The following is a 13,933-nucleotide window of genomic DNA, read 5'->3' on the forward strand; positions in this document are numbered from 1 at the left end:
ATTAAGGCGAAATGGTACCGTAAGATTATTTATATTTCAACTGGGACGGAATACTGCCATCGTCTCGGATAAACGGGGAAACAAATTGCAAGGAAATTCATTCTTTAGGTATAATGAACATTATTAAGACTATTGATAAGCCAACTATGATAGCCAACCTATTTGAAAATGACTTATATCGAAGCTTTTATCAAACCCTGACGTTGATCCCTTCGATCACGATTCTGTCATCGCTGATCTATTTAACGCTAGTCTATGCGATCAAAGTTTCAACCAGCCGGCAAAAGCTAAAAAAACGGGTGGTTTATTTATCATGCCTGGCTTTTGTTATATTTTGCGCCAAGATTTGGGTGCAAGGGTTTACTCATATTTTTTATGGCATCAGCCTTGTGTCAGCGGGTCTTGTGGTCAGTAATAAAGAATCGATTATGAATATCGTTGGTTGGGGCATTATCTCCTGGCGAGGACTTTTTTCCGAAGGGGATTATATCGAAATCGCAGGCCACAGTGGTATTGTATACGATTTGGGGGTCTTATATTTTAAATTACTTGACTCCAATGGCCAACATCCAAACCGATGCACTGGGAAGATTATTAAAGTGCCAAATGGGTTAGTCATTAATAATGTCATCAAGCGATTTTCCATTGAACAACATATCATTGAGCAATATATTCAATGTCTCATCCCGATTAATCAGGATATCACTCAGATTAAATCAGAAGTAGAAACGATCGTAGATGACATCATGGACTCTTATTTGCGTAAATTACCCAAAGTCAACAAAGCAAAAAAAGATATGCAATTAATTAGTCATTATGTTTATCAGAAACCTGAGGTTATCATTGGATTTTATTTAGATAAGCCGGAATATTTCAAAATGACGATTAGTTATCACACTCGGATGACCGACAAAGAACGGCTTGAAGGTGAGATTATTAACCGGATCCTTCACGACACAATCATCTTTAAGGATGGCCACACGGTGGTTGCCAATGAGGAGGTTATGAAAAAAGCGGACAAATCAGTAAAGCACCCCAAATTCGATGAAGCCACCGCTTAACGTTAAAATTTGCAGTAGGATACATAGGACTCATTCATATGTTAATCATTTTAGGCGGCCTCCCCGGCACCGGGAAAAGCACCATCGCTCAAGCGCTTTCAAGGCAACTAGATGCTGTCTATCTTCGTATCGATACCATTGAACAAGCCATCCGAAATACCTGGGATGAGGAAGCCATTAAAAATAACGATATGGGCCCCGATGGGTATCTTGTCGCCTATGCGCTTGCTTCGGATAATTTGCAGTTGGGACACACGGTGATAGCAGACTCGGTCAATCCCATTGAGTTAACGCGTTCAGACTGGCGAAAAGTCGCCAATGATCAAAATAAGCCTTTTATTGAAGTGGAAATCATCTGTTCAGATAGTGAGTTACACAAACATCGCATCGAGACGAGGGAAATCAGTGTTAAGGGACTGACCCCACCCACATGGAAAGAGGTTGTCAATCGCGATTATGAATTATGGAAAACGCCCCACCTCATTATCGATACCGCCGTTCATTCTGTTTCTGAAGCAGTCCAATATATCCAAGCTAACATCAGCGATTTCTCCAATAGCCACTAAGAACCCGACTAACCGTTTCTCGCCAAAAGGAATGCTATAGTTAATGTAAGGTCACCTAATAGAAATAAGATGACGATAGGTCAATGGATAAAACAACAACTCACAAGCGTTTGGACCATTTCAAATGGGGTGACTGTCTTCTTTTTATTCATCATTTTTATATTGTGGTCATTTGTTAACAATCGGTACGCCGGTTCAGTCAATCAAGTTAGCTCATCCTCCCAGCTAAAGCAAAAACTTGCCAATTTTAAAAAAAACTATCTCCCAGCAGATATCGCAAAAGAGTATATGGCGATACCCACCGGCATTTTTATTCAATCGTTTGAGTTTACGAAGTCAAATACCGTACAAGTCAGTGGTTATGTTTGGCAAAAAATCGATAAAAAGTTATTAGGCCGTGGAATTACCCCAGGCGTGGTTTTCCCGGAAGCCAATTCATTAGCCAATATGACTGAAGCCTATCGCTATGATTTTGGCTCCTACACACTGGTTGGCTGGCATTTTTTTGGGGTGTCTTTGTTACAAAACTTTGACTACTCTTCCTATCCTTTTGACATCCAATCCATTTGGGTTCGTATGTGGCCAGCTGATTTTACCCATTCCATTATTCTAGTCCCTGATTTGCAATCTTACCTGACCACCGAACCGGGAATGGTTTTTGGGTTAGAAAGCGATATTGTTAAGCAAGGGTTTTCTATTCGAGAAACATATTTTGATATGCCTATTATGCATTACGATACCACCTTTGGGGAGCCCAAACGATTAATGGAACAATATTCGTTGGAGTTATATTTTAACATTATCATTAAGCGGAAGTTGATCAATGCATTCTTAATTCATTTACTCCCTATCCTTGTCATTTGGTGTATTTTGTTTGCTATTACCATGATTATTTCCAATGATAAACAATTCGCTGAAAGGGTAGGATTATCCACAACTCAACTGTTCACCGCTCTGGGTGGGACTATATTTTCCGTTATTTTAATGAACAACAATTTGCGCAATAGTTATTTAGATCAACCCTTTTTGTTTATGGAGTATTTCTATCTGATCACCTACGCTATCATTATGCTAGTGTCTTATGATGCCTATGTGATTACCACACGCAAAAAAGTTCATACTGTTTTGCATCATAATTTACTGCCCAAAACGGTTTTTTGGCCTTTAGTTTTAGGAAGCATTATCTTCATAACCCTCCTGGAGTTTTTCATTTTCCCCGATGATGTGTTCACCTGGCACCGATAAATGACTTATGAGCGGGAAAAGGGATAGGTTAGTAATATTACGTGAAAAGAGGAGCATCGCGTTAATATTAGTATTTTGAAGGCTAATGGCTGTTATTCCGCACTAGAAACCAGGATTAATTTATGAAATCATTTTGGTTATAAAACCCTAGTAATAACCCATGAACGTCGCCCTCCGCTTTATGCGGAGGGTCCAGAAACTGAGGTGTTTTTAATAGTAACGATAGTTTGATGTCTATGGATCCTCCGCATAAAGCGGAGGAAGCCGTGAATAATCGATGCGACTTAATTGTTGTAAAGTCAGCTTCTCATCCAGATGCTTTCCAATATACTCAATCACTGCATTGACGTGTCGCTCATAATTCATACTTTGTTCTCACAATTTCCTCATATCATTCACGTTACTAATGTTAACTAATCAAACTTGACTATATTTGACCAAAATTGCTAAATTGATGATGAAAATTAAATTTTATTGTGTTAGTATTAGCCAACAAGTCATCCATTGAAGGACTCCCTATGAAACATTACATTGCCATGATAGTTGCATTATCTGCTTTGTTTTCTAATACGTATGCTTCACAAGAAATCAGCCTTCCTTGGAATAAAATCAGCCAAACAAATCAAGCTGAACATATTGTTTCGCTCAATGGTTTACAACCCTATACAGCCTATAACGTTAGCTGCAGCTTTTTTAATAGCCTAGAGACTTCGGTTGATTTTCTGATAAGCCCGCGCTTGCTTCCAGAAAGCCAGTACCGAAATGTCCAACTTAACCAAAAACCGTTAGCCAATAACCACGGCCAACTGCAAGCAGGGAATAATTTGATAAGCTTTGATATTGAAGTTCAAAAAGAAGATAGTCAACATTACAATCAGCTGACGCTAAAATCCGATAGCAATACCCCTCCTATTCTCACCGAATGTATCGCAACCCCTTTAACTAACAATGTTCGCCACAATCAACACAGTGAAGTCAGTTCCGGCGGCTATTTTTTTGCCTATAACGATACCAATCACCCAGTCACCATCACGGTGGGTAATTTCTTCCCAACCAAATATGCCATTAAGCCCCATGGCAGAAAGATGGTGTGGGTCTCTACCGATAATCAAGATATCCACGTGATCGGATAATTATCTATCGTTTGTGATGTCGATTGCTACTATCTCAGGTAATTGAAATAATTTCATACGTACCATTTGCACTGCCCGCAGCATTCGTACTTTGCCAAGATGCGCTTGAACCATCATCCACAAAGCATACGATTCCAGAGCCCGCGGCAATAGCCACTGATGGATTTCCATCACATGTGAAATCAATACTATTAGGACTCGCTGCATCGACGTTTAAATGGATAAGGAGCGTTGTTCCAATAGCTGATAGGGTTATGACATTAGCTGAAGTTGTTGACGTCCAATTCACCACTTGGCTTAGCATGCTGTGTGTTGAAATTATTTTTTGTTCAGAAGCTAATACCTGAAAAGTCAAAAGTATCGAAGCAAACAATAACGCGATTTTTTTATACATGGAATTTCCTTATAACCTAGTTGGCAACATCCCTTAGTTAACATCCAAAGCTTATAACCAAGAGAAGTCATATGACAAAGACTCAAATTTATGTTACACATAAATCTATCCTATTCTATACAGAACTTTTTTTAGTAATCAATGCTAAAACGACTTATTAAAAATAACTTATTCGCTCTGGCCATACTTTATTGGCTTAGCCTTTTTTTCAATACGGCGGTTGCAGGCAGTTTAGGTGAATCAATCCCATCAGAGCGCGGGCGCATTTTTGTTCTTGCGGCTGTCGGTGGCGGCCTGGTTAATATCAATAAAACAGCCGATGTGTTCCTAAGTGATACCATTTCAAATCGTTATCGCCTCCACCGAGCTACAAATGGTTTTATGATGGCAGGCTTTGGTGTGGGTCGTCATATTCATAGCATTAACAATCATCCCTTCGATCTCGGGGTTTCTGGTTACTATTATGATTTAGGAACGTTTAAAGGCCGTGTTCATCCCGCCTATAATGTGGCACCTGATTTTGATACCTTAAATTTTTCCTTGAAAGCCTCCTCCATTGCTTTATTAGCCGAGTTACGTTATTACTTTCAAGCTCAACGCTTTCAACCCTTCTTATCAGTGGCAGCTGGCGCTGCTCGAAATGCCTTAATCCGTTACAAAGAATTCCCGCCTTATAATAATCTCTCCCCCGCCCCCATGCTAAGACCGTTTAAAAATCATCATACAATCAACGTATCATCTGGGATTGGCGCTGGGGTGAAACGTCAATTAAGTCGTTATGCAGAAGGGGCTTTGGAATATCGTTTTGTCTATTTAGGCAATGCTGAGTTAGGGGTTTCGCCCATTCAGTTGACTCAGCATCGTATGCAATTTAGGCATCTTTATGTCAATTCGCTGATATTATCATTATTTGTGGATTAAACGTGTCTTATAAAATTCTGGCGACAATCCCCAAGCTGAACAAAAAAATGGAGATAATAAACAAACATGAATGAGCACCCTTCGATTAAAATAAGACAAACAATCCTTCTATTATTAACTGCCTTATTTTCTTCAATGGTGGCTGCCAAACCCTTTTTTAGCATCACAACAAACAGCAGCGCTGTGCAGATTAATGTCAACTCAAACGCTATTATCACCTACCAAGTGTATAATAATAGCGGCATTCAAGCCAAAAACATGGTGTATGATGTCAATTATCAAAATCATTCTGAAGTATCAGTCGTAGGCGCAGGAACAACCTGTACGTCCACATTACAACCCTATCAATCTTGCACATTACAATTGCGTGTTACAGTCAATGATATAATGCGAAGCTTTCGCTTAATCCCTCGTGTATGCACCGATAATGGCATTGTCTGCTCAGTACCAGACGTGAATAATCGCACCTTAATTTCTGTGATAGCAGTTCCGCTTACCTTGAGTGTGAATGCAATTGCAAGTGATCAGCATCTGCAACTTCGGGCGTTAACATTAACTAACTCAGGAACCACGTCGGTTACCTTGAATCAGATTCAGGTTACAGAAAGCAATAGCCTACAAAACCTAATTGAAGTCTGTAGCCCATCCACCAGTTGCACACCACCGACAGCCTCACAGCCATCGTGCTATTCAATAACCTCACTATCTGCGGGTGGCTCTTGTTTAATATGGTTTCGCTCCTTGGATGTAGCAACCCAAGCGCTAGGAAATATGTCGGGTGATGTGACTATCACCTTGCAAACCAATCCACAAACGACCTTAAATACCAATACCTTTACCGTCAATTATAATAATGATTTATATGCTGGCGGGCAGTTTACCGATGCGGGAGGGGTAGCTGATACAAACCGCATAGCCCGATGGGACGGCACTACATGGCATGCCTTAAGCACGGGAATACCCAATAACAGTGTTAATGCGTTGGCAATTTATCAATTTGATTTGTTTATTGGGGGTAATTTTACCAATGCCGGTGGCATAAATGGCGATCGAATAGTCCGGTGGGATGGCCTAGCGTTTAACCCGTTATCTACGGGGATTAACAATGGTAACGTTCGAGCATTAACCGTTTTTAACGATGAATTAATATTAGGGGGTGATTTTACGTCACCTGAAATTCGTATTGCGGCTTGGGATGGCGTTAACTTTAATGCCCTATCCTCTGGAATTAGCAACAACAATGTATTTGCTTTACTTGCGCTTAACTCCAATTTGTATGTCGGTGGAAATTTTACCAACCAATATGGCGCTTTAGGAGACCGGATAATACAATGGGATGGCCTTAATTTTAATGCCATAGCCTCTGGAATTAGTAATGGCAATGTATTTGCTTTATTTGAGCTCAATTCCAATTTGTATGTCGGTGGAAATTTTACCAACCAATACGGCGCTTTAGGAGACCGGATAATACAATGGAATGGCGCAAATTTCACACCACTGTCTGTAGTCGCACCTAATAATTCCGTCAGAGCTCTTACTGCTATGGGTGGAAATTTGATTCTGGCAGGAAATTTTACAAATTTAGATAACCCAAATGGTGACAGGGTCGTAGCATGGGATGGTGCAAGCTACAGCGCTTTGGGAGCGGGGATTGGCAATAATGCTGTATATGCCTTAGCTGTTGCACAAAACACCTTGCTATTCGCAGGGGGGACGTTTACCAATCCAGCGGTTCGAATTGCTCAATGGAATGGAAGCATTTGGAGTGCATTAGGTAGCGGTATTAACAATACTGTCCTGGCGTTGATCGTCGCCTCATCGCTTATTTTATCCTAAAAAGTAGCAACAGACACGTTAAAGGCGGCCTAAAGGAACGGCATTTAATATTTGAGCTAATTTTTCACGATCCAACTTATTTTGCCATTTCGAAATAACAATGGTGGCTATGGTATTGCCAATCATGTTGGTGAGCGAACGTCCTTCGGACATGAAGCGGTCAATGCCTAAAATAATAACCACCCCAGCGACAGGCACCGTACCAATGGCAGCAAGGGAGCTGGCCAACACGATAAAACCACTACCAGTCACCCCTGCTGCTCCTTTGGAGCTGATAATCATGACGATGAGTAAAAAAAGTTGTTGGGAATAGGTGAGATCAGAGTGGGTTGCTTGGGCGATAAATAGGGCCGCTAGGGTTAAATAGATTGCCGTGCCATCTAAGTTAAATGAATATCCCGTGGGGATAACTAAATCGACCACTGTTTTGTCACAGCCTAAATCGTTTAATTTTTCCAGTAAGTTGGGGAGAACCGTCTCAGAAGAAGAGGTAGCAAACACAATGACGATTTCTGTTTTAATATACTTCAATACTTTGAAGATACTCACATCGCAATAAAAATAAAGAAGTCCGCCTAAGATGACAAAGATAAAGACTAAGCAGGTAAGGTAAAAGCATAATAGTAAAACCACTAAATCCAGTAAGGAACTCGCCCCATATTTGCCGACTGTAAACGCCATGGCAGCAAAGGCTGCGACAGGGGCATAATGCATAATGCCATGGATGATTTTAAAAAATATTTTGGCTAAATGTTCGATGCCTTCGGTGATTTTTCGTCCTTGTTGACCATAGGCCATCAACCCAAGGGCAAACGTAATACTGACAAAGAGAACTTGCAGTATATCGCCGTGAATAAACGCACTAAAAAATGTGGTTGGAATAATGTTTAAGACAAAGTCTTGAACATTATCGCTATGTTCAGCATTGCCAATATAGGATTTGGCATCCGAAAGATTCAACGAAGAAGGGTCAATATTTAAGCCTCTGCCCGGTTCAAAAAGATTGGCAACGAATAAGCCAATTGCCAAGGCAATGCTTGTGGTAATTAAAAAATAGATAATGGCTGCACCACCTATTTGCCCTACTGTTTTCAAGTTTGCCATCGCGGCAATGCCCGAAACAAGGGTTAAAAAAATGATAGGCGTTATCATCATTTTAATCAGTTTAATAAAAATATCGGCGAGCGGTTTTACGTGGGTGGCCAGATCGGGGGTTATGCAGCCTAGAGCGACACCCAAGAGAATTCCAATCAAAACTTGGACATATAAATGCTTAAATACTCTTAACATCATTCCTTTTCTATCAAGAGACTAAACTTTGATAATACCTCAACTAATTGAATAAAGCTAATCTATATAGATCAATGTTAAGTCATATGATTGTCAGTTTAACCCTGAGGGATAGACACTTTATTTACTGTAATAACACACGCAGGGTGACGTCCATGGCTTATTTCTATATTGTTTGATAACCAAAATGGTTGAATAAATAAGTGGTGTTTTTCTAGTGCGAAATGATAGTTACTAAATAGCTTCCATCATTATTCCTTCTCCCCAGGCATGGGGAGAAGGTGCCCAACGGGCGGAAGAGGGGTTGTTGAATCGAGGTTATTTTTTAGGGGTGTTTACTGGTGAACTCTTGGAAGGCTGATGACTCACTTTCAACTTGGGGATGAATTTCCCTAAATTGTTACCCTCCAACATGGAACTGACTACCGTATCCACCATCATAAACGTTTGAAAAATCGTTCTCATTTCATCGGGGTCATTTGCTGCTAATTTTTTCAAGAACTCAGTTAGACCTTCTTCATCTTCTTTAAACGATTTATAATCTGGGTTGCTTATGACATAACCTTGAAAGCTTAAGCCTTCATGAACATTCAAAGAAACTGATAGCGCAAAGCTTTTAAAAAACACGTCTTCAAGGGGCGTTTCTTCTGGTAACTTGCTGAAATCCACGGTAGCAGCAAATAATGCTGTCAAGCCCTGATAATTGCCTTGGGAGTCTTTTGACGTTGACGTCACCGCGCCACTGAAATTCAAAGCGTCCCCATACTCCTGATCGGTGGTCGTTTCAAACATATTATCGACATACTCAACCAATTGAGGAATCAATTCATTGATGTCTTCCTGGCTCAACATTTTGGTTAAATCAATCCCAAGTGACCCGGCCATAACTGTTTTAGGAGCCACCCCATCATTGTAATCATATTCAATGTTATCTAGCTTAAGATTAAAGTGATTATTGGCAGCTTTTTTAAAATACTGGGCATTGACAGCAACTTTTTCGACACGTTCATCGGTCAAATTAATATCAGTAAATGTTAAATTTACAATCGTGTTTTGGTTTTGAAAAGGGGACAACACTTTTTTAATTTGTGAATTTACCTGACCAACATCAATGCTATTTGCAAACACCATCGAAGCAGCAGCGAACGAGAGAAACAACCCAAGCACTAATTTCCGCATAAAAATCTCCTATTAACTAATCTTCAGCTCTATTCGGACAGGTAGTATATCTGATATCCTTAGCTAAGGAAATAATCTGTCAGATGGAAAGGGGCATTGTGTTCAAATTTTATACCCAGTTATTTCAATAGCCTAGTTTCTAGTAAAAATGCTTTAAAATAATCGAATAATGTGTCAATATGCAACCATGTTGGTAATTTTTAATCCAAATGCCCTTATTTAGTCTTCGATCATTAACGTTTCTTGTCATCGCTAATATGCTTGGCGCTGGACTGTTTACGACCTCTGGCATAGCGCTTAGTCAGATCCCTTCACCAACCGTTATCCTAACCGCCTGGCTAATTGCTGGTCTCATTGCCTTGTGCGGGGCAATCAGTTATGGCATTTTGGCAAAAGAAGTGACTGCCTCGGGTGGCGAATATATTTTTTTAAGCCGCTTTATCCACCCCGTTGCGGGCTATATAGCAGGCATCGTGTCCTTATTCGTTGGATTTTCAGGTGCATCGGCCTATTCTGCATTGACGTTGGCTGCGTATGTCAAAGGCATATCAAGCATCCCTTCAGTGCCTGTCATCGCATCAATCGCAATTGGGCTTTGTTTGATCTTTAGACGCATTCAACTGCACACAGGGTCAATGATTCAAAATCTGTTTGTGGTTTGCCAGTTAGGATTATTGGGACTGTTTATTCTTCTTTCGCTGCGCTTTATTCACCTTCCCGCAGCGCCCTCATTTCTGCCATCGTCGATATCCCCACAATCGTTTGCAACCGTTGTTTTGTGGGTTTTTTATAGTTACACCGGATTTAATGCGGCGATTTATGTATCGGGAATGGCTAAACACCCCGAAAAAAATGTTCCCAAAGCCATGCGTTGGGGCACGCTCGTTATTTTGTTACTCTATTTAATAGTTAATGCCATTTTTCTTTACATTCCGCCCCAAGTTTTTATTTCAGGGCAGGTCGATATTGCTGCCAGAGTCGCTCAATACATCGGCGGCGATTCACTAGCATTGATAATACGTCTTGTGATTATCTTCACCCTGTTTTCAGCGATTTATTCCATGTTTATTGTCGGTCCCAGTGTGTATGTTGCCATGAGTCAAGATGGGGTGATGCCTGCTGGCAGGGGAAGCAATGCACAACAATTATTTTTCGCATCAAGCTTACAAGCATTGATTGTTCTTATTATCATTTGGAGCACCTCACTCCAATCGTTGCTTTCCTATATCGGCATGACTCTATCGTTTTCCATGTTGCTGACGGTGGGCGCTAGCTTGAAAATATTAAAAAGGAAACAAACCAAATCACTCTGGCAATGGTTTCCACCCATCCTCTTCATGATAGCGGCAAGCTGCATGATTGGTTTAGCAAGCCTCCATAACCCCATGGAGCTGTTCTACAGTGTCGTAACGATTGGTGTGGGAATGATACTCTTTCTTTTCAAAAAGAAGCCTGTTCTGGAAGTAGCAGAAATTCAAGCCAATCAGCGCTGAGGAAGGTCTAGGTTATACTGAGTGATTCCCGCATTCCGCTTCGCTCAATGCGGGCCACTTTTTAACGCAGTTGGCAATGGATGCTCTATAGTATTTGCCGTAAATTAGATTTATAATAAACCAAGTCTCAACAAAGCCACGAAAATACTGCGCTGAAACAACAAAAACAATCCCTTTACAAAAAGTCGTACTTGGCGCTGTACAGTAAATCGCTTTATAAGTTATAACAATTAATATCGCCTTCTAAACTGAAACTTTCCAGGATTCAAAATGCATGATTTATTAGTAGTGGATAACTCCCAAAATAAGCTAATTGATTATTTCCCCGATTCCGTTATTACCTTTGAAACCTACCTCAATGAATATCCCAAAATTAATGAAGCGAAAGTAAACGTCATCAATTTATGCGATGCCGACAAGTACTTAAGCGAAGGGTATTATTGTTCGTTATTGGCTGCAGCAAGAAATCATTTCGTCATCCCAACTGCCAATACCCTCAATGATATGCGCGGAGGAATTCGCATCATTCTCAACAAAAAAATATGCCCAGCCAACGAACTTGCCTGGCTGGAAAATAATGAGGATAAGTTTCCTGTATATATATTAGGTGGAAAATCAACCGAGAATGCCATCTCAAGATTAGCGAAAAATATTTTTAAGCTCTACCCAACGCCTATTATTAAGATTACCAAAGGCATTATTCCAGAAACGCTCAACATTGAACGTGTCTGCTTGAATAAATCGTCTCACCTCGAGCAACGGGAATTTATTAGTCAACTATTAGACAATAATATTTCATCCCGCGAATATCGCGTCCAAAATAAAAAATACCGTTGGGATATGGCGATACTGGTCAATCCCAATGAAATAACGCCACCTAGCAATAAGAGTGCAATCAATCTATTTGTGAAAGCGGCTGCCAAATTGGGAATAAAAGCAGACATCGTGACTGCCGATAATTTATTTAACTTAAGCCAATACGATGCCCTGTTTGTTCGTGAAACGACGTTTATCAATCACCATACCTATCGCTTAGTGTGTGAGGCAGAAAAACTCGGCATGGTTGTCATTGATGATTCTGCCTCAATTTTACGATGCTGCAATAAAGTCTTTCTACATGATGCGTTTTCTTATAATAAAGTGAACAGTTTAAAAACTAAAATTGTCAGTCATTTTAATAAAGGGTTGATCGATGAGATTGAAAACGAGTTCAATTACCCTGTTGTGTTAAAAATGCCTGAAAGTTCATTTTCGAGTGGCGTATACAAAGCAAGCAACCGAGAAGAGCTCATCCAAAAGCTTGAGAAAATTTTTGAAAACTCCGCTTTAGCGCTTGTGCAAGAATATATGTACACCGATTTTGACTGGCGCATTGGTGTGTTAAATGGGCGTGCCATATTTGCATGTCGTTATTATATGGTCCGTAATCACTGGCAAATTTATAATAATAGCAAATCAAAACTTGAATCAGGTAGTTATGATTGCCTGCCAACCTTTGAAGTGCCACGCATTGTGCTCAATGCGGCCCTACGCGCTTGTAAAATGATTGGCAATGGATTATACGGTGTTGATATTAAAGTAAAAAATAAGCATGCCTATGTCATTGAAGTGAATGATAACCCAAGCGTTGATCATCATGTTGAGGATCAATATCTCGGCCATGAACTATATATGCAGATAATGTCTGAATTCTTAACGAGGCTTGAGGCGAGAGGGCGAGGAAAATGACCGTTCAATTGATGATTAGAAAAGCTCAAATAACGGATTTATCCGACCTTGTCCTTATCGAAAATACTTGTTTTCCCACCGATAAGATTAATAAGCGGCAAATGCGTTATATGATCACCAAAGCGAAATGTCTCTTATATGTTGCTTATGATAAAAATACTCAAACCGTGTTAGGCTATGGGTTATGTTTTACACCACTTAATCGCAAGACAGCAAGACTGTATTCATTAGCCGTGTTACCTGACTATCAAGGGGCTCATGTTGCCAGCAACCTCCTGGTTGAACTCTTCAAAAAATTAAAGGAACAAGGATACGAATACTGCACCCTGGAAGTTCGCTCAGGCCATCCCAATACCCAGTCGTTATATCACAAATTTGGATTTGTTGATGTTAAAACGATTGACAATTATTATGCCGATGGCGAATCTGCACTTCGCATGAGACTCGTTTTGTAAAGTAGGCATATTTCCTAATATCGACCATTTAGCAATGTCAGGATTTATGACTTTTAGCCAGTAGTCTATCTAATTGATTTGCAAATTGGCGGATTTCCGAAGAGCTCAACTTCGCAGAACCGCTCTGCTGAATACCGCTATCTCTTAATGAGGTATGAAAATCACGCATAGCCAAGGCTTGTTTAATGTTTTGCTCTGTATACAATTGACCCCGCGGATTCAGAGCAAGTGCGTTTTTCTTAACCACCTCATCAGCCAGAGGAATATCCGCAGTAATGACTAAATCACCGACGCTCACCTGGGCAATGATGACATTATCTGCTGCATCAAAACCTCCCTCAACCAACTGGCGCTTAATATACGGTGACGGAGGTAGCTTTGAAAAATGGTTGGCAACGATAGTAGTCAGTGTGTTTGTCCGTTTTGCCGCTTTAAAAATAATCTCTTTAATGGCAACCGGGCATGCATCCCCATCGATCCAGATTTTCAATATCAGTCCTTAACCAATTGTTTCAACGGCATTTAGTATATCCCATTTTTGCAAGAGCACCGAAATTTAATTCCTGCAAGGACAGGACTTCCCCATGAAATAGCAATTAATTTACACGTTAACGTTTATGGGCTTTGTACCG

General features: G+C 40.3%; 14 protein-coding genes. 9 read left to right on the top strand and 5 right to left on the bottom strand.

Features of this window, described 5'->3' with window-relative positions; all coding sequences use genetic code 11:
• The first annotated feature begins 113 nt into the window (after positions 1 to 113).
• From AB3348_RS09730 to AB3348_RS09740, 3 genes are all read left to right on the top strand, one after another.
• Positions 114 to 1,061 (top strand): mechanosensitive ion channel domain-containing protein, encoded by a 948-nt coding sequence (locus tag AB3348_RS09730; protein WP_367607413.1) that lies wholly within the window; start codon positions 114 to 116, stop codon positions 1,059 to 1,061.
• Between the two features lie 38 nt (positions 1,062 to 1,099).
• Positions 1,100 to 1,627 carry an AAA family ATPase gene (locus AB3348_RS09735; RefSeq protein WP_367607414.1) on the top strand — a complete coding sequence of 176 codons (528 nt, stop codon included), beginning with the start codon at positions 1,100 to 1,102 and terminating at the stop codon, positions 1,625 to 1,627.
• A gap of 69 nt (positions 1,628 to 1,696) precedes the next feature.
• Positions 1,697 to 2,872: a hypothetical protein gene (locus AB3348_RS09740; RefSeq protein ID WP_367607415.1), complete on the top strand. Its 1,176-nt coding sequence runs from the start codon at positions 1,697 to 1,699 to the stop codon at positions 2,870 to 2,872.
• Between the two features lie 234 nt (positions 2,873 to 3,106).
• On the opposite strand, the gene AB3348_RS09745 is transcribed toward AB3348_RS09740, so the two are convergent.
• A complete protein-coding gene (locus AB3348_RS09745; RefSeq protein WP_367607416.1) occupies positions 3,107 to 3,238 on the bottom strand; it encodes a hypothetical protein in 132 nt (43 codons plus the stop codon).
• 152 nt (positions 3,239 to 3,390) lie between these two features.
• Between AB3348_RS09745 and AB3348_RS09750 the strand changes: the two genes are divergently transcribed.
• Entirely contained in the window at positions 3,391 to 4,005 is a 615-nt protein-coding gene (locus tag AB3348_RS09750; protein ID WP_367607417.1) for a hypothetical protein, read from the top strand.
• Between the two features lie 34 nt (positions 4,006 to 4,039).
• Here the strand turns inward: AB3348_RS09750 and AB3348_RS09755 are convergent, their stop codons facing one another.
• Entirely contained in the window at positions 4,040 to 4,399 is a 360-nt protein-coding gene (locus AB3348_RS09755) for a hypothetical protein (protein WP_367607418.1), read from the bottom strand.
• Positions 4,400 to 4,540: 141 nt separating this feature from the next.
• Between AB3348_RS09755 and AB3348_RS09760 the strand changes: the two genes are divergently transcribed.
• Both AB3348_RS09760 and AB3348_RS09765 read left to right on the top strand, forming a co-directional pair.
• On the top strand, positions 4,541 to 5,320 hold the full coding sequence (locus AB3348_RS09760; protein ID WP_367607419.1) for a hypothetical protein: 780 nt from the start codon (positions 4,541 to 4,543) through the stop codon (positions 5,318 to 5,320).
• Positions 5,321 to 5,386: 66 nt separating this feature from the next.
• Complete coding sequence (locus tag AB3348_RS09765; protein WP_367607420.1) at positions 5,387 to 7,156, top strand: hypothetical protein; 1,770 nt, start codon at positions 5,387 to 5,389, stop codon at positions 7,154 to 7,156.
• Between the two features lie 18 nt (positions 7,157 to 7,174).
• On the opposite strand, the gene dctA is transcribed toward AB3348_RS09765, so the two are convergent.
• A complete protein-coding gene (dctA, locus tag AB3348_RS09770; RefSeq protein ID WP_367607421.1) occupies positions 7,175 to 8,449 on the bottom strand; it encodes a C4-dicarboxylate transporter DctA in 1,275 nt (424 codons plus the stop codon).
• Positions 8,450 to 8,764: 315 nt separating this feature from the next.
• Positions 8,765 to 9,625: a hypothetical protein gene (locus AB3348_RS09775; protein ID WP_367607422.1), complete on the bottom strand. Its 861-nt coding sequence runs from the start codon at positions 9,623 to 9,625 to the stop codon at positions 8,765 to 8,767.
• A gap of 209 nt (positions 9,626 to 9,834) precedes the next feature.
• On the opposite strand from AB3348_RS09775, the gene AB3348_RS09780 reads away from it, so the two are divergent.
• The 3 genes from AB3348_RS09780 to AB3348_RS09790 all read left to right on the top strand — a co-directional run bounded on the left by AB3348_RS09780 (position 9,835) and on the right by AB3348_RS09790 (position 13,301).
• Positions 9,835 to 11,118, top strand: a complete 1,284-nt coding sequence (locus AB3348_RS09780) for an APC family permease (RefSeq protein ID WP_367607423.1) — start codon at positions 9,835 to 9,837, stop codon at positions 11,116 to 11,118.
• A gap of 270 nt (positions 11,119 to 11,388) precedes the next feature.
• Positions 11,389 to 12,846, top strand: coding sequence for a RimK-like ATPgrasp N-terminal domain-containing protein (locus AB3348_RS09785; protein ID WP_367607424.1), 1,458 nt, complete (start codon positions 11,389 to 11,391; stop codon positions 12,844 to 12,846).
• Positions 12,843 to 13,301 carry a GNAT family N-acetyltransferase gene (locus tag AB3348_RS09790; RefSeq protein WP_367607425.1) on the top strand — a complete coding sequence of 153 codons (459 nt, stop codon included), beginning with the start codon at positions 12,843 to 12,845 and terminating at the stop codon, positions 13,299 to 13,301. The genes AB3348_RS09785 and AB3348_RS09790 overlap by 4 nt, the downstream gene beginning before the upstream one ends.
• Before the next feature lie 37 nt (positions 13,302 to 13,338).
• Here the strand turns inward: AB3348_RS09790 and AB3348_RS09795 are convergent, their stop codons facing one another.
• The gene (locus AB3348_RS09795) at positions 13,339 to 13,791 is read right to left on the bottom strand and encodes a YaiI/YqxD family protein (RefSeq protein WP_367607426.1); all 453 of its coding nucleotides are present in this window, start codon (positions 13,789 to 13,791) and stop codon (positions 13,339 to 13,341) included.
• Between the last annotated feature and the right edge of the window lie 142 nt (positions 13,792 to 13,933).

The sequence above is a fragment of the Legionella sp. W05-934-2 genome (genome assembly GCF_964199965.1).
Lineage (GTDB): Bacteria > Pseudomonadota > Gammaproteobacteria > Legionellales > Legionellaceae > JAFIFT01.

Coding starts and splice junctions, on each gene's coding strand:
- AB3348_RS09730 (WP_367607413.1), top strand. CDS start 114: ATGAACATTATTAAGACTATTGATAAGCCAACTATGATAGCCAACCTA.
- AB3348_RS09735 (WP_367607414.1), top strand. CDS start 1,100: ATGTTAATCATTTTAGGCGGCCTCCCCGGCACCGGGAAAAGCACCATC.
- AB3348_RS09740 (WP_367607415.1), top strand. CDS start 1,697: ATGACGATAGGTCAATGGATAAAACAACAACTCACAAGCGTTTGGACC.
- AB3348_RS09745 (WP_367607416.1), bottom strand. CDS start 3,238: ATGAATTATGAGCGACACGTCAATGCAGTGATTGAGTATATTGGAAAG.
- AB3348_RS09750 (WP_367607417.1), top strand. CDS start 3,391: ATGAAACATTACATTGCCATGATAGTTGCATTATCTGCTTTGTTTTCT.
- AB3348_RS09755 (WP_367607418.1), bottom strand. CDS start 4,399: ATGTATAAAAAAATCGCGTTATTGTTTGCTTCGATACTTTTGACTTTT.
- AB3348_RS09760 (WP_367607419.1), top strand. CDS start 4,541: ATGCTAAAACGACTTATTAAAAATAACTTATTCGCTCTGGCCATACTT.
- AB3348_RS09765 (WP_367607420.1), top strand. CDS start 5,387: ATGAATGAGCACCCTTCGATTAAAATAAGACAAACAATCCTTCTATTA.
- dctA (WP_367607421.1), bottom strand. CDS start 8,449: ATGATGTTAAGAGTATTTAAGCATTTATATGTCCAAGTTTTGATTGGA.
- AB3348_RS09775 (WP_367607422.1), bottom strand. CDS start 9,625: ATGCGGAAATTAGTGCTTGGGTTGTTTCTCTCGTTCGCTGCTGCTTCG.
- AB3348_RS09780 (WP_367607423.1), top strand. CDS start 9,835: ATGCCCTTATTTAGTCTTCGATCATTAACGTTTCTTGTCATCGCTAAT.
- AB3348_RS09785 (WP_367607424.1), top strand. CDS start 11,389: ATGCATGATTTATTAGTAGTGGATAACTCCCAAAATAAGCTAATTGAT.
- AB3348_RS09790 (WP_367607425.1), top strand. CDS start 12,843: ATGACCGTTCAATTGATGATTAGAAAAGCTCAAATAACGGATTTATCC.